Genomic DNA, 14,959 nt, shown 5'->3' on the forward strand with positions numbered 1-14,959 from the left:
GATACCGAGCCCAATAAATCCGCGGGAGGAAACGACATGTCACTGTTCATCGACGCCGACGCGCACGTGATCGAGAACGAACAGACCTGGGAGTTCATGGCCGAGGAGGACCGCCACCTGGCGCCCGACCTGCTGGTGTCACAGAGCACGGGGCTGCGCTACTGGCGCATCGACGAGCGCGTGGTGCCCAACACCAACATCGGCCTCAACACTTCCGCGGAATCCCGCGAACTGGTCAATGTGGGGGCGCGCATCGCCCACATGGACGAGCTGTCCGTGGACATCCAGGTGATCTATCCGACCATGTTCCTGCGACCCCTGACCGCTCGCGGCGACGTGGAGCGGGCGCTCTGCCGGGCCTACAACCGCTGGCTGGCGGAGATCTGGAAGCAGGGGGGCGGGCGCCTGCGCTGGGTGGTGGTGGCGCCGCTGCGGTCCATGGACCAGGCCATCGAGGAGATCCACTTCGGCAAGGAGCACGGCGCCTGCGGCGTGTTCATGCGCGGCATCGAGGGCGGGCGGCTGCTCTCCGACGACACGCTCTTCCCCATTTACCGGGAGGCCGGCGACCTCGACATCCCCATCTGCGTGCATGCCGGCGGGGGCAGCTTCGACCACTACGACCTGTTCCTCCAGGACACGTTCGCGCGCTTCAAGCTGTCCACCGTGGGCGCGTTCAACAATCTCATCTACAAGGGTGTTCCGGACAAGTTTCCGGACCTGCGCTGGTGCTTCGTGGAATCCACGTCCCAATGGGTGCCCTACGCTCTGAACGACCTGATGATCCGCACCCAGGCGGAGCTGGCGTTCCGCCGCAAGCATGCGGACAACGCGCTGGCGGCGGTGCGCGGCGCGCCGCGGGAGTTGGCCAACGGCAACCTGCTCAAGGAGAACCGCATCTACGTGGCCTGCCAGACCACGGACGACCTGTCCTACGTGCTGGAATACGCCGGCGAGGACAACATCATCGTCGGCACCGACTACGGGCACGCGGACTACTCCAACGACATGGAAGCCATCGCCAAGCTGTCCAAGGACGGCGTGCTCGCCGGCGGCGTCGCGGACAAGATCCTGAGCGAGAACCCGGCACGGCTGTACGGCCTGCAGGATTGACGCATGGCGAAAGTCTCCTTCGGCGTCGAGATTCATCCCTACTACGACGTGCCCGAACTGATGCGGGAGATCACGCTCGCCGAGGAGCTGGGCTACGACCAGGTGTGGGTGGGGGATTCCCAGCTCATCTGGCGCGAGATGTACGTGATCCTGGGCGCCGCGGCCCAGGCCACCTCCAGGATGCTTCTCGGAAGCGGCGTCACCAATCCCGTCACCCGGGTTTCCGCGGTCACCGCCAGCGCCGCGGCGACGTTGCAGGAGCTGTCCGGAGGACGCCTCACGCTGGGAATCGGCAGCGGCTTCACCTCGGTCAACACCATGGGCCAGCGGCCCGCCACGCGCGCCCGGCTGGAAGCCTGTGTCGATGAAATCCGCGCGCTGTGCCGCGGCGCGCGCGTGCCCGCCGGTTCCGAGGACATGCGCCTCATGTTCGCGGCGCCGGAGAAGTGCCCGCCCATCGCGGTGGCGGCCAGCGGACCCAAGATGTTGCGACTCGCCGGGCGCATCGGCGACGGGGTGATCCTGGCCCGGGTCGCCATGGAGGGGGACATGCTCGCGCGGATGCTGGAGTGCGTGAACGACGGCCGTCGGCAAGAGCGCCGGGAAACCGAGCCCTTCCAAACGTTTCTTTCGGTCTCCGCGGCCGTGGACGAGGACGGGTCCAAGGCGGTGTCGGTGGTGCGGCCGCACGTGGCCCGGTCCATCCTCAAGCCGTTCTGGGGGCTGAGCCCCGCGGCCGCCGCGGCGGCGGAACGGATGACCGGCCGCTACGACAACTACCAGCACCTGAACCCCAACGCCGCCCATGCCGACGCCGTGCCCGACGACGTGGTGCCGGAGTTCGCCTTGGCCGGCACCCCCGCCCGCTGCATCGAGACGGCCCAGCGCATGTTCGACAACGGCATCAACCAGATCACCATCCGTCCCTACGCCGTGGACGGCCGGCCCCGGGCCAGCATGATCCGCGCCTTCGCCGAGCAGGTGATGCAGCCCATGCTGCGCGCTGACCGATGAACCTCGTCTTCCTCGCCGCCGCGCACTTCCTCGATCATCTCTTCATGCTGATCTTCGCGACGGTGGCGGCCTTGCGCCTCGCGCACGAATGGAACATGAGCTACGCGGCCCTGATCCCCTATGCCACGCCCGGTTTCGTGGCCTTCGGGGTCGGCGCCATCGTGGCCGGGTGGATCGGCGACAAGTGGAGCCGGCCGGGCATGATCACCATCTTCTTCGTCGGCATCGGCGTGGCCTCGATTCTCACCGCGCTGGCCGACACGCCCTTCGAGATCGCGCTGGGGCTGCTGGCCGTCGGCATTTTCGCCGCCATCTACCACCCCGTCGGCATCGCCATGGTCATACAGGGACGGCGGAAGACCGGCATCCCCATCGCCGTCAACGGCGTCTTCGGCAACCTCGGGGTCGCCGCCGCCGCGCTGCTCACCGGCTACCTCATCGACACCGGCGGCTGGCGCAGCGCTTTCGTCGTGCCCGGCGCGGTCTCCGTCGTTCTCGGGATCGCCTACGGAGTCCTGGTATGGGCGCGGCAGGGGAGTGGGGGTGCGGGCCTGGCGGACGATGCCGGCGGCCCGGGCGGCACGTCCACGGTGGACGCGCCGACCATCGCACGTTCGACGTTCATCCGCGTCCTCTGCATCATCGTGTTCACCACCGCCATCGGCGGCCTCGTGTTCCAGAGCACCACCTTCGCGCTGCCGAAGATCTTCGACGAGCGGCTCGGCGATCTCGCCGGCTCCGCCACCGCCGTGGGCGGCTACGCATTTCTGGTGTTCGCCATCGCGGCCTTGGCCCAGCTCGTGGTGGGGTACCTCGTCGACCGCCACTCCGTGCGCACCGTGTTCGCCTTCGTCGGCGGCCTGCAGGCGCTGTTCTTCGCGCTCATGTACCAGCTCACCGGCGCCGCCGCGCTTGTGGTCTCCGTCGCCTTCATGCTCGTCGTCTTCGGCCAGATCCCCATCAACGACGTCCTCATCGGCCGCATCACCAAGAGCGAATGGCGCAGCCGCGTCTTCGCCCTGCGCTACATCGTGACCTTCTCCGTCATGGCCTCCACCTTGCCCGTGGTCGCCGGCATCCACGCGGGCTGGGGCTTCGGCGCCCTGTTCGTGGTGATGGCGGTGGCCGGGGGAGGCGTGCTTGCCGCCGCCCTGATGCTGCCGCGCGCGGAGGCGGTCGTCGCTCAACCCGTCCCCGCGTGAAGCCGCGCCGTAGCGCACTCTCGGCAATCGCCGTTTCGACCTCGGATACAAGCACTTCGCGGAGCGCCTGAAGGACCCGGTGCCGGAGTTTCCCCTGGTGCCGGTGACGGCGCGGCTGTCGGCGGCCCTGAACGGTTCGTCGCTGCCCTGTCTCTTTCGGATCGATAGATTGATAATCGGCTCGGTTCAAGTGACAGAGACGTCGGATTGGGTGTTTGACAAAACGATTTCAATGATAAATTATTCTCAATAATCTTTCGGACCAGGAGGAACTAAGCTCGTGCGCGATGCTCGCGCCGAGGGGGTCGAGGAGCATGAATTGACCGGCCAAGGTCGTGGCGGGTGATCCGGTGAAGAAGTCTTGACAAGGACCTTTAGATGATAAAGAAATCTCGCTATCGAATTACTTTTCGTGAAAGGAGAACGCATACCGTGAGAATCGAGAAACTCAAACCGCTTGCAACACTGATTATTTCATTGGGTTTGTTGTTCGCCGTCGGCCTGGCCACGGCGGCAGAGAACTCAACTTCCGTTTCAGGCCGCCTGCTGGTGGGCGACGGCGAGACCAGCAAGATGTCGATCATCGACCTGAAAAAGGGCACCGTACAGCAGGACGCCTTTGACATGGGGTCCCGGGCCGGCCGCATCTACGCGACGAAGAGCGGACGCTACGCCCTCGCGGTCTCCAGCGACGCTAATACGGTGCACGTCTTCGACGGCGGCATCTACCTGGAAAAACACGGCGACCACTTCGACCGGGTGAGCGGGCCGGTCAAGCAAATCGATGTGGACCTGACCGGCGAGCGCCCGGTGCACTTGTATGTCAGTGGCAAGTGGTCCGCCATATTCTACGACGGATCCGGCGACGTGGTGCTGCTCAACGAGGAGGAACTTGAGAAGAAGCGAGCCAACTACAAGCCGCCGAAGCTCAACGCGGGTGCCCACCACGGCGGGGCGGTGCCATTGGCACATGACCTGTTCGCGGTCACCCTCCAGCACCCCGACTTTGCGGCCAACCCCAAGGACTACCGTCTCCCCATCGGCGCCAAGATCGTCGACCTGTCGGGGAAGGAACTGCATCGCCAGGAGGGCTGCAAGGATCTACACGGCGACGCCGGAAACGGCCACGTGGCGGCCTTCGCCTGCAGGGGCGGCGTCCTCACGCTGGAAGCGGACCACGGCAAGTACAAGGGGAGGTTCATCCCGTTTCCGGAGGGTGTAGACAAGGAACTCCGCTTGACCGCGATCTGGGGCTACTCCGGTCTGGACCACTTCTTCCCTCTCGGTTCCGCGGCTGGCGTGTACGCCGTGGATGCCAAGAAAGGCGTCATGAAGCAGTTGGTCTCCGCTTCGGACGCACTGAAGCCCGTCAACGCCGGGATGAGCCACGACGGCAAGGCTCTGCTGGTGGTGATGAGCGACGGCGAGTTGCGCAAGTACGACACTCGCAAGCTCGATCTGTTGGCCTCGGCGCGCGATTTCCTGGCGACTCCGGTAGAGACGGGCTTCTGGGCGCGCCCCCACGTGACCACCATTCCCGGCGCGGTGTTCATCACCGATTCGGTGGGTGGCAAGGTGCTGCAACTGGACGACAAGAACCTGAAGGTCGTCAAGAGCTGGAAGATCGCCGGCAACCCCACCAAGGTGGCCTTCGTCGGCATCATGGGGAAGACCAAGGGCCACTAGAGCCAGCGCCTCCCATTACCCCCGGCCCCGGCGCGCCGCGCGCTTTCCCTGCGTGCGGCCCCGTCGGGGCCGGGTCCCCCGCCTGCGGACACTAGTGTGGTGTCTGGTTAATTCGCAGCATAATATGCGGGTCTTTTCTGTATTAAGATCACTTTTTAGCATATTTATCAATGAGTTATGTATACTTCACATAGGCTGTAATCGTACCGTAATCGGATTGGATCTATCCGCTGGCAGCGCAAGTGCACGCATGCGCGTCGTTCAATCTGTTCGCGCACGGCAATTTCACGGGCTTCCGTGTGCGCGTCCACCCTTCGGAGACCAACTCTTATGCTATAAACTACCGCGCTGGCAACGGCGGGCGCAAGGCGCCCAACAAGCGGGTAGTGGTGGGCCGTGTCGGGCGGGGCGGCGGGCCAACTGCGACACCCTGCGAGAGGAGAACCGCGGGTGGGTGTTCCCTACCCGTCAAGCGCCTCAGGGCACGTGGAGGAGCTTCAGGCGCACTACGAGGCCATCGGGCGGGTGGGCGGAGCGAAGTTCTGGTTCCACGCGTTGCGCAACTGTTTCATCACAATTGGCGAGCGGGAGCTGATGCTGCCGCGGTCATTGACCAAGCGACTGGTGAACCACGCGCGGCCCGGCGACGTGACCGAGGGCTGCGCCACGGACTGGACGGTGGAGCAGCTCCGCGAGCCCGCACAACAGATGGCCGATTGCATCGACAGGCTTACGGAGGTCGACGCGCCGGTGACGACGCCGGCCCAACCGACTGCAGGGTAACGCGTGGCGCGTTGTTCACTACCCGCCGTTGCACCGCCGGTCTCTGAATCTCCGGTGCCGGGCGCATGTTACCTTATTGGAACCGAGGCCGTTTTCGCGTACCAAGGAAATGAAAGGGGACAGGCCAAATGAACTGGCGAGAACACATCACCGTCGATCCCGAAGTCTGCCACGGGAGAGCCTGCATTACGGGCACGCGGGTCTTGGTCGCCACCATCCTCGACAATCTGGCGGCGGGTTTGGGTTCAGAGGAAATCACCAAGAGCTATCCTTCGATCAGAAAGGAGTCCGTGCAGGCAGCGGTGTGCTACGCCGCGGAGTTGGCCAAGGAACGGACGGTAGCGCTGTCCGAGTAGGGAACTGTCCAAGTGCGGTTTAAGCTAGACGAAAACCTCCCCGCGGAAATGGCGGATTTGTTCAATGGGGCCGGCCATGATGCGGTCACCGTTCTCGATGAGCAGATGGGCGGTGCAACCGATCCGGATCTGGCGACCGTCTGTGTTCAGGAGCGCCGCGCAATCGTGACGCTCGATAGTGACTTTTCGGATATCCGAACGTACCGGCCCAGCGCATATTCGGGAATTGTCGTGTTTCGACTGGACAATCAAGCACGTGACCATCTTCTGGAAATTGGAGCACGGTTTCTTCATCAGCTTTCCACCGGCTCCCTCGATGGCCAACTCTGGATCGTGGAGGAATCGAGGATTCGGGTGCGTGATTGAGTAATCCCTTCGGGTCGATTTCGGACCTTTGGATATCAGACTTATTCGAACGCCGAGTTGACCCGTAATCGAATGCGGTGCGTTGACTCCGGGCAGGGGCCAGCGGACCTGACGTGATTGTACCCAACGAAAGCGGACAAAATTGTGCCAAGGCATGGAATCAGGAACACCCACTCGCAGTGCCCATTTCAATTGCTGATACACGATCAGCATGGGGTGGTGCTCTCCTCAGGCAGCGCCTTTTTCTTCGAGACGGCCGGAAACTGGTTTCTCATCACGAATTGGCACATCGTCAGCGGCCGCCATTTCCTGACCCGCGAACCACTGACCCCTTCGTTCCGGGAGCCTATCAGTCTGACCGCCAAGTTGGCGTCATACAAAATTGGTGATCCTGACGGCAGAGAATTCGGAATCGTGCCACATTCCATCCGACTCTATGACGGAGAGTATCCGGTGTGGCTTGAACATCCTGATTTAGGCCCCTCCTGCGACGTGATTGCGATCCCGATGGCAAAACCGGAATCATGTCCCGAGTTCATGCACAACGCGGCAAACCGTATCAACGAAAACGAAATACCGGTTGAGCCTGGATGTACGGTCTTCATTATCGGCTTCCCGCAGGGCATCAGCGTTGGCTTCGGCCTGCCGTTGTGGAAGTCCGGCTATATCGCCTCCGAACCGTATTACGACATCGACCTAGCCGGAAAGCTGCAGGCGTACGGCGGATTGACAGGCGGCACGCGCATACCGGCGTTCTTCGTAGACGCACAAACGCGGGCAGGTATGTCAGGATCCCCGGTGTTTGCTCGCTACTACGGCGCTTGGGATATGAAAGATCCGTATCGCAAGGTTGATCCCGACGAACCAGGATTCTGGGATAGGGACGACATCGCGATCTGGGGCAGCCAGGGCACCCAGTTCGTTGGATGCTACAGCGGTCGTGCCATGCAATCGGAAAGCGAAGCGGCATTGGGTTTGTGTTGGCGCACCGACACAATCCAAGCAATCTGCTGTCGTGGCAAACTCGGACGCAATCCTCATCTGACCGCCGCCTGACGACATCGTTACTGGCTCAGCCGTGGCCTCCACAGGCGCCAAGCCCGGTGGCCCCAGGGGACCGCCGCCATCCACCTTCTCCCCTCACCGGTTGCCGCCTTGGCGAGGCGCTGACCCTGCGCCGGCGCAACATCGGTCCAGCCGCCGTCTACCTCCGGCCCGCGCGCGCTGCTACCCATCGGCGTCGTCGCGCCCGTCGGTCGATTTACTGCCAGTACCCCGCCACCGGGCGCCCTGAGCATTCTCGACCTTTGCGACCGGAAGGGCTACCTTGTCGCGGGAGTGTTAGTTCGCGACCGGCGCGAATTCGAAGCTCGACAGGCTGCCCCTGTATGACCTCGGGCCCACGATAGCCAGTCACGTTATCATGTCGCGCGAGACCTACCGCTGGTCCGCAGTCTGCTTGGTCAATGCCCGTACCGTACGAGAGAGCGCCATGCCAATCGGCCCGCGGGCACCATATCGAAGTCACCAAATTTGTCGGAAACAGAATCGCCGAAGCGATGCGCATCCTGGCCACAGAAACATGCCGCAACCATGCAGACGCGCATTGAGGGCGCGTCTATCGTTTCATAGTTCGTCAAACCACATCGGATCCGCATCCCCCATGCGTCCAAGCTCCGAGTCGTAGTTGAGTGCACCTGAATATGGAAGTATGACCTCGCTCGGAATTGCAAATGTTACAGGATGCAACGTCCCGCTTGAGTCCTCAAGGCTTGAGGTAATCATTCCGTAAGCCGCACCCGTTTCCGGATCAAACACCGCCCCACCGCTCATACCGCCAGCGGCCGGAGTACTCAACTGAATTAGCCGTGTTTCCCTTTCGTTCTGCGCAGGTATAATCGCGCTTACGATGCCATCGAAGAATGAAGGCTGCACAACCCCGCGATTGTTCTGAGCAATTTTGAAGAGGTCCGTCCCGTAGGGATATCCTCCAATTAGCATCCGATCTCCAACGCCTAATTTAGTGGAATCCCCCCACACGATTGACGGGGTGTCGATAACGTGACCGTGGCGGTCTCTAGGAACAAAGGGAATTACGGATAGGTCGACGCCCCCGTCTCCCGTCCTTTGACCGGGTCGAACATACTTGAGGGCGTGGCTAGAGTCGAACGAACAAGCCGTGTGGTGAATCGTGTTCCGCGCCAGTTTACGCGATACAAGTACATATCCCCTCAGGTTCCGGTCGGTAATGTCATCAACTACATGCAGGCAGGTCACTAGTTTTCCAGTGCCAGTTTTAATTGCAGTTCCAACTATGTTCAAGAGATATTTCTCGAACTCCTTATCCTTGTTCGTTATTTCTTTCGCTGTTCCCTCATATTGCCAGACAGGCAGACTTGGATTGTAAACGCCAATGGGCAACAGGCTACGTCCGACTTCTGACACTACACTCGATCGTCCCGTCGAGGCCCATGGAATGATGTTTGCAAAATCGTCGTACTGGCGCCGCGGTTTTCGTGTCATTCCTGGCACCTCACAACTTGCTGGTGGTACTTGCCATTACGAGTACGCCGATCCTCCGCGCCGTATCGGTGAAGTGCTCTCCGTAGCGGCTGATCGACTCCGCGAAAACCTCTGCCTCTTAAAGAGAAGCAATCTGAAATGTTTCGGTCTCCTTATACATTACGTTCTCTGTTCATGCACGGCCCGCCCAGGCAGTCGCCGAGAGTCGTCTTCGACGTGCGTCTGATTCTCCTCATTTGGCTGCCAGCGGCCAGTATACATCTTCTCATAGAGCATGAACAGATGCTTGGCCCGCTCGCGCTCGGAAGCGAAACGTTTCGCCGATAGAACCGCCCCACTGCGCAGTCGAGAGCTTGATGCGACCGGCGAAGTTTCGGCAGCATCGGATCAGGACTCATTGACGTAAATCCCTATCGCCGACGAGCGCACACGTGCGCGTCTATGTCGTAAGTTACTGTAATATCTATTAAATGCGGTTTGAAACGGTCACGGAATCGGCTTCCTTTCCAGCCGGATGAGGAGCGCCGGGGACGGCGCCGTCCTTCCCGTACGTTGTTTCCTCAGCGGAAGGGCGATAGGGCGCCAGCGGTCGGAGAAGGGAGATCGAGACGTTGGGAAGCCGCACGATTCACGGGCGCCTCAACGGATGGATGGCTGTCCTCGACCTCAGTATGTGGGTCCGGGCGCTGCTCGCTGGGGCCTTAATGTGGGCGGTGGCGTGCGCGGTCGCATTAGCGCCCGACACCACGAGGCATGACTGGTACGCCACGAGCAAGCTCACCCTGACGCGGCCCGCAGGGTCCGAAACGCCTCACCCTCGGGCGCTACGGTCAACTGTTGGCCGGCGACGCCCGCAAGCAGGCCGCCGAGGCGATCGACCGCATCAAGCGGGGTCTGACCCCACCGTTGCCGACGTCGCGGCGCGCTGCATGCGCGCCTACGTCATGGTCCAGTGCAAGGCGAGGACGCAGATGCTCTACCGCACCGCCATCGACCTGCACATCGTCCCAGCGCTCGGCACCATGGCGGTCAAGGATGTCGGCTCGAAGCATGTCATCGAACTCCACGGCCACATGCGCGATACGCCGGCGATGGCCAACGAGCGCTGGCGAAATTGGCGATCACGACGCGTTCATGATGGGCGATCGCGCGAGATACCGGTTCGGTCGTTCGCTCAACCCGAGGTGGTCCGCGAACACCGTTCGGACCTGGGTGCTTTTCTCCCGCGGGCACTTCTTCTCTACTGCTGGATCGCCTTTGCATCCCGTTCCAACGCAGTTCCCACCGGCCGCTGGTAACTCCACCCCAACCGCCGATAAACTCGGTTTGTGACGCCCCATGTGTCGTCGGCCATGCGTCTTCCTGTCGGCTATTCTTGTTCGAAGCCGTGGCTGATGAACTTCAACGTACGGGTGTTCTCGGTGACGGTGCGAACGACACGGTCCGGGGCACCGTCGGGAATCTCGGCTTCGACCTCCAAGGTCACCTTGACTTTCGCACCGACGAGGCTGGTGAGATGGGCGACTACTTCGTCGGCGATCTGGCTCGCATCGAGTCCAACCCGCATGGCGTCCAATTCGACGGTGCCGTGAAAACGCCTTGGCCGAAGGGCGACCAGTTTGACAGGTCCGATGTTGTCAGATCCAGACCCAGGGGCGACTGGAGCCGCTGGCGGTTTAATCTCATCTGGCTGGTTGGCTGGCACCGTCGAGCTAGGCGCTTCCGCGTCGAGTTGCCGGCACGCCACTTCAGGCTTCACCAGCATACCGTACGAGCCGGCATCAGGGAGTGCGATCGCGTGGCCCCCCCGAAGCCCTCGGTAACGCTGCCCCTGTTCATCATAGCTTTCGGCGAAAGCGAAGGAATCCTGCCGCCAGTTCAGGAGCCCGACGCCGTCGGCGATGGCCGTTAGCACGACCGTTGAATCCTTAAGACGCGGTAGATAGGGGTATCGGGAGAAGTCTTCAACGATCTGTTGGACCGTCACGTGATTGCCACGCCACAACGGAACCTGGTCCATCTCCATTCGAAGCCGGGTCGCACCCAGGGCCACGACCAAGTGTTCCTCGCTCTTGAGCCTCTTGCATGCTCGCACCGCAAGGGGACCCTCGCCCGTCAGCCTTATTGACTGCCACGCCATCGAATCTTGTGGTTTCGATTGCACGGGCACCAGGAGCCATTGGTAGGTTTCCGGCAGTCGGACCGTAACCGCACTGGCCGAGGCATCCAATTGGATTTCGGCCTGCTTCACTTGATGCGGTGATAGATTGAGCTGCTCTCTCTCCGCCAGGATCGATTCCCAGGCTAGGCGATGTCGCAACGCCTCGTCGAGGTCTTGTAGACGAGTCCTATCAGCAGCCAGGAAGACGAGCGAATTGCGGTACAACCTGGGCGCAGTCCCGCGTGATTCCAGGATGGCTGTCGCTGTCACCTGGGCGGGGTTGTCACCTTCCCGGCTGTACGGCTGATCCCCGCCCAAAACCACGAGACGCGCGTCACGATCGTCAGGCACATCCTGGCCGGACTGTGGCAAGGGATGGACGCGGCTGAAGTCGCCTCTTTGACGCAGGTCGGCGCTGAGACAGTTCCGCAGTTCCTGAACCAGCTTGTCGGGTTCACGCCTTAGCTGCTCCGCCCGGTCCTCGGCAAGCTTGGTGACCGTGGGCTGGGTTGAGTACCAGTAACGATTGCCGTCCTGGTACAAGTAGGTAGCCGCCCCTGCCAAACGTCTCAGAGCATCCCCGAACACTGCGGGCGACTCGCCCGGCAAGACGCACCCGAGCTTGACGCGACGGTCTTCTAATCCGCGGTTTGCGGCCTCCAGTGCGGGAGCGGAACCGAGATAGATGGTTCGGGCCACCCGGCGCGCAGCCGAGAACTTGCCCAGATTGGGCGTCTCCCTGTCGATTCGCAACGGCAACGAACTGGGGCCGGCAACATCTTTTTCGAGGATCGGCACCCAGTTGTCCGGCAGATAGCGCGTAAGCTCGAACTGCACCCGGTTATCATCAATCGAGACGTGGGCAGGAAGAATTAGAGGATTTGGATCGCCGTTCTCCCACAGGCTGTGAATAACCGCGGCCATCAGGCGGAGAACGCCGCGCGTACGCTGGAAGCTCGCCAAGGTGGACCAATCCGAATAGAGGCGGTCGAAGACTTCAGGGTGAATCGGATAGGCGGCCCGGATCCGCTTTTCGTAGTCCGCATCCCGACACTCCACCGGAAACTCCTGCTGCTGGGTTCGGTAGAGGTCGGCGAAGCCTCGCGCCACCACGTCCCGGTCCTTGAACCGCCCCGGGTCGGTGAGGGGCTCGAACAGGCGCCGCCGAACGATCTCGAAACCCTCATCTGCGCTAGCCGGACGCCAAGACGATTCGACACGGGCCACCACGTTGCGTAGCCGGACGAGAGCCTCGCGACCGCGCTGTCCACCCACCTCCACGTCATCCACATGAGGCGAACCACCTGAATCCGACGCCGGCAGGCTGATGACTAGAAGGCAGTTCCTGGCCGCTCTCGCTGCTTCGGTGAGCGTCTGGGCAAAGGTGAACTGAGTTTCGAAGCTCCCGGCGGGCAGGTCGCTCTGATCGTGAAGTTGGCGCGCATAGGCGACCCACTCGTCGATCAGGATCATGCAGGGACCATATTCGTTGAGAAGCTCCCGCAGCACGTCGCCCGGACTCGTGGCCCTCTCGTCGTCCGCTTGAACCCGGTCGAAAGCGCTCTTGCCGAGCTGCCAAGCCAACTCACCCCATAGGGTTCGAACCGTCGTGCCATCCGGTTTGATTGAAGGATTTCCGGGAGATATCTTGTTGCCCACCAACACGATCCGTGCGACAGATGGCAGTCGGTCCGCGCCGGCATCCTGCATGATCTGCTCCACATCCATCAAGTCGCTGGTGGTAGCACCCGAGAACAGGTGATACAGCGCAAGCATCGAGTGGGTTTTCCCGCCCCCGAAGTTGGTCTGAAGGTCCACCACGGGGTCGCCGTCATTCCCGGTCAAGCGTTGCACGGCCCTCACCAGTAGCCGCTTCAGACTCTCCGTGAGGTACGTACGCCGGAAGAACTCCACCGGGTCCCGATAGTCGTCGGTCCCCTCGCCCAGGTACACCTGCCACAGGTCAGCGGCAAACTCGGCCTGCTGATAGCGGCCACTGGCCACATCCGCGTGCGGCGTGATCACCTCGCGCCACGGCTTGAGGCCGGCCGTTGCTCCGCTCTCGATGGCCGCACCTACCTGCTTGCGGCGCTCTCCCCGTGTCTGTTCATCGAACCGGACGCGTAAGAGTTCCATCTTGAGCTTGTCCAATTCTTCGGACTGTGGCGCCGACACGGCCGCCAGAAGACGACTGGCCGAGTCCAGCGCCCGATAGGCATCGTCGCTAGAGATGCTTTCCTGGTGCGCCCACTTATTGCGCCACCCACGCAGCTCGGACACGAGACTCCGTTCCGCATTCCCCAGGATGTTCCGAAACACTAACTGCCAGTTGTCCCAAATCAGCTTCAGCAGACCCGCAACGTCCTGCTCGGACAAGGGCTTGCTCGGTGCAGCGGTGCCTTCTGCGGCGTTCTTGTCCTTTAACTCCCGTCCGACGAAGGGCACGAGGCCGTCTCGGAGCACCTCCATCGCCTTACCGACTCGTTCGTGATTGGTTATCGCCATCCGTCGCCTCGGTTCGCTCCCAGTATCGTCTCACGGCTCATCCGCAGTCCATTCCACAGGATTGTTCAGCGGGCGGCCAGTTCGCGCTTCAAGTCGGCAAACGCCGCCTCTTCGAGATCGAGGCGGTCACGAATGATGCGTTCGATCCACGCGTCGATACTCTTCTCACGGTGGAGGCGCGCGAAGAAGGCGGCTCGCGTGGCAAGCTGCGCGGACAACGGTACGTTCGTGGCTTTGCCCTTCCTGCCACGGATAGGTTTTCCCCAGGCCGCGTCATCGTCTGCCTGAGCAACGACGATGTCGTCAATTTCTCTCTCGCTTAAGGGTGTTTTCTTTTTTCTCATATCGGCCATCCTGTAATGATCCGGACAATATCGCCCGGCTTCAGTTGAAAAATGATTTTTAGGCGCCTTCCGCCCACCGTTCGTCCCAGCAGTTGGTAGCGGTCTTTATACGACTTGTTGCGACGTATCTCGAAATCCGAAAAGAAACACTCGACTGCTTCCTCGAAAGTGACCTTGTGAGAGGCAAGTTCATCCCGCTCAAAGTCATACTCAAAGTCGACCGGCGTGAAACGTGCCCAGTTTACCATTCCGCAGATTGCCCCCTACTTGCGGGGTCACTCAAACCAGTGCCCCAGAGTCATAGCAACTCGCCCTGCTCCAACGAGCGGGCCAAGCGGCTAATCTCCGGCCAGCTCTGGACAAGAGAATTATACGATAACGCTTCCGCGGGACGGCCCTTCCTTTCGGCGATGCTGTAAAGGCGATAAGCGAGTTCACGCGCGGCCTCTCCCACCTCTCCGAGTCGTCTAAGGAGCGCCGCAGCTTGGGTCTCGCCGCCGCTCTCCAGAACGCGTACGAGTTGGTGTACGACTTCCCACGCCGTCAGTCGCGAGTCGGAGGTTGGATCCCAATCGTCCGTCAATTCGTTGGGGCGGAGAAGTCGCACCTTGCCTCCATGGGAGGCCAGGATGCCCCCCTGAGCGATACCCGCAATGCTGGTGTTCTTAGCCTTGGACAGCGTCTCGGCCACGCCGTAGTCGCCCTCGCCGAAGCCCTGATGCTCGAACCAAGCCAACGCCCAACGGCTGTCCGCGTCGAACTCGCCTTCCTGTTCAGCGAGAGTTTCATCAAGAGTCTGGTTGATGAGTGCCAAAGCGTCCCGGACGGGTACCTGCTTGCCCTCGGCGTCGAGCACCTTGGCGTAGCGTGTGTAAACCGCCATTCCCGGCCCGATGGCCGCCTGGG

14 protein-coding genes are annotated in these 14,959 nt (G+C 61.8%); 9 read left to right on the top strand and 5 right to left on the bottom strand.

Annotated elements, in window-relative coordinates:
• The first annotated feature begins 36 nt into the window (after positions 1-36).
• The 8 genes from OXU42_16610 to OXU42_16645 all read left to right on the top strand — a co-directional run bounded on the left by OXU42_16610 (position 37) and on the right by OXU42_16645 (position 7,576).
• Positions 37-1,113 carry an amidohydrolase family protein gene (locus OXU42_16610; protein MDE0031010.1) on the top strand — a complete coding sequence of 359 codons (1,077 nt, stop codon included), beginning with the start codon at positions 37-39 and terminating at the stop codon, positions 1,111-1,113.
• Between the two features lie 3 nt (positions 1,114-1,116).
• Positions 1,117-2,127, top strand: a complete 1,011-nt coding sequence (locus tag OXU42_16615; protein MDE0031011.1) for an LLM class flavin-dependent oxidoreductase — start codon at positions 1,117-1,119, stop codon at positions 2,125-2,127.
• Positions 2,124-3,329 (top strand): MFS transporter, encoded by a 1,206-nt coding sequence (locus tag OXU42_16620; protein MDE0031012.1) that lies wholly within the window; start codon positions 2,124-2,126, stop codon positions 3,327-3,329. The genes OXU42_16615 and OXU42_16620 overlap by 4 nt, the downstream gene beginning before the upstream one ends.
• Before the next feature lie 432 nt (positions 3,330-3,761).
• Positions 3,762-5,015: a hypothetical protein gene (locus OXU42_16625; GenBank protein ID MDE0031013.1), complete on the top strand. Its 1,254-nt coding sequence runs from the start codon at positions 3,762-3,764 to the stop codon at positions 5,013-5,015.
• Positions 5,016-5,465: 450 nt separating this feature from the next.
• Entirely contained in the window at positions 5,466-5,798 is a 333-nt protein-coding gene (locus OXU42_16630) for a hypothetical protein (GenBank protein ID MDE0031014.1), read from the top strand.
• A gap of 128 nt (positions 5,799-5,926) precedes the next feature.
• A complete protein-coding gene (locus tag OXU42_16635; GenBank protein ID MDE0031015.1) occupies positions 5,927-6,154 on the top strand; it encodes a DUF433 domain-containing protein in 228 nt (75 codons plus the stop codon).
• Positions 6,155-6,166: 12 nt separating this feature from the next.
• Positions 6,167-6,520, top strand: coding sequence for a DUF5615 family PIN-like protein (locus tag OXU42_16640; protein MDE0031016.1), 354 nt, complete (start codon positions 6,167-6,169; stop codon positions 6,518-6,520).
• Between the two features lie 192 nt (positions 6,521-6,712).
• On the top strand, positions 6,713-7,576 hold the full coding sequence (locus OXU42_16645; protein MDE0031017.1) for a serine protease: 864 nt from the start codon (positions 6,713-6,715) through the stop codon (positions 7,574-7,576).
• A 570-nt stretch (positions 7,577-8,146) separates the two neighbouring features.
• Here the strand turns inward: OXU42_16645 and OXU42_16650 are convergent.
• Positions 8,147-8,941: a serine protease gene (locus OXU42_16650; GenBank protein MDE0031018.1), complete on the bottom strand. Its 795-nt coding sequence runs from the start codon at positions 8,939-8,941 to the stop codon at positions 8,147-8,149.
• A 1,031-nt stretch (positions 8,942-9,972) separates the two neighbouring features.
• Between OXU42_16650 and OXU42_16655 the strand changes: the two genes are divergently transcribed.
• The gene (locus OXU42_16655; GenBank protein ID MDE0031019.1) at positions 9,973-10,341 is read left to right on the top strand and encodes a hypothetical protein; all 369 of its coding nucleotides are present in this window, start codon (positions 9,973-9,975) and stop codon (positions 10,339-10,341) included.
• A gap of 71 nt (positions 10,342-10,412) precedes the next feature.
• Here OXU42_16655 and OXU42_16660 read toward each other — a convergent pair whose 3' ends face one another.
• From OXU42_16660 to OXU42_16675, 4 genes are all read right to left on the bottom strand, one after another.
• The gene (locus tag OXU42_16660; GenBank protein ID MDE0031020.1) at positions 10,413-13,709 is read right to left on the bottom strand and encodes a DUF499 domain-containing protein; all 3,297 of its coding nucleotides are present in this window, start codon (positions 13,707-13,709) and stop codon (positions 10,413-10,415) included.
• A 65-nt stretch (positions 13,710-13,774) separates the two neighbouring features.
• Positions 13,775-14,053, bottom strand: a complete 279-nt coding sequence (locus tag OXU42_16665; protein ID MDE0031021.1) for a hypothetical protein — start codon at positions 14,051-14,053, stop codon at positions 13,775-13,777.
• Positions 14,050-14,301, bottom strand: a complete 252-nt coding sequence (locus tag OXU42_16670) for a hypothetical protein (GenBank protein ID MDE0031022.1) — start codon at positions 14,299-14,301, stop codon at positions 14,050-14,052. Before OXU42_16670 ends, OXU42_16665 begins: the two co-directional genes overlap by 4 nt.
• A 50-nt stretch (positions 14,302-14,351) precedes the next feature.
• A partial coding sequence (locus tag OXU42_16675; GenBank protein ID MDE0031023.1) for a DUF1156 domain-containing protein occupies positions 14,352-14,959 on the bottom strand: 608 nt, incomplete at its 5' end.

It is taken from the genome of Deltaproteobacteria bacterium, from assembly GCA_028818775.1.
Taxonomy (GTDB): Bacteria; Desulfobacterota; Binatia; order UBA9968; family JAJDTQ01; genus JAJDTQ01.

Excerpts from the sequence above, each read along its gene's own strand:
- OXU42_16610 (MDE0031010.1), top strand. The coding sequence starts at position 37 with ATGTCACTGTTCATCGACGCCGACGCGCACGTGATCGAGAACGAACAG.
- OXU42_16615 (MDE0031011.1), top strand. The coding sequence starts at position 1,117 with ATGGCGAAAGTCTCCTTCGGCGTCGAGATTCATCCCTACTACGACGTG.
- OXU42_16620 (MDE0031012.1), top strand. The coding sequence starts at position 2,124 with ATGAACCTCGTCTTCCTCGCCGCCGCGCACTTCCTCGATCATCTCTTC.
- OXU42_16635 (MDE0031015.1), top strand. The coding sequence starts at position 5,927 with ATGAACTGGCGAGAACACATCACCGTCGATCCCGAAGTCTGCCACGGG.
- OXU42_16655 (MDE0031019.1), top strand. The coding sequence starts at position 9,973 with ATGCGCGCCTACGTCATGGTCCAGTGCAAGGCGAGGACGCAGATGCTC.
- OXU42_16660 (MDE0031020.1), bottom strand. The coding sequence starts at position 13,709 with ATGGCGATAACCAATCACGAACGAGTCGGTAAGGCGATGGAGGTGCTC.
- OXU42_16665 (MDE0031021.1), bottom strand. The coding sequence starts at position 14,053 with ATGAGAAAAAAGAAAACACCCTTAAGCGAGAGAGAAATTGACGACATC.
- OXU42_16670 (MDE0031022.1), bottom strand. The coding sequence starts at position 14,301 with ATGGTAAACTGGGCACGTTTCACGCCGGTCGACTTTGAGTATGACTTT.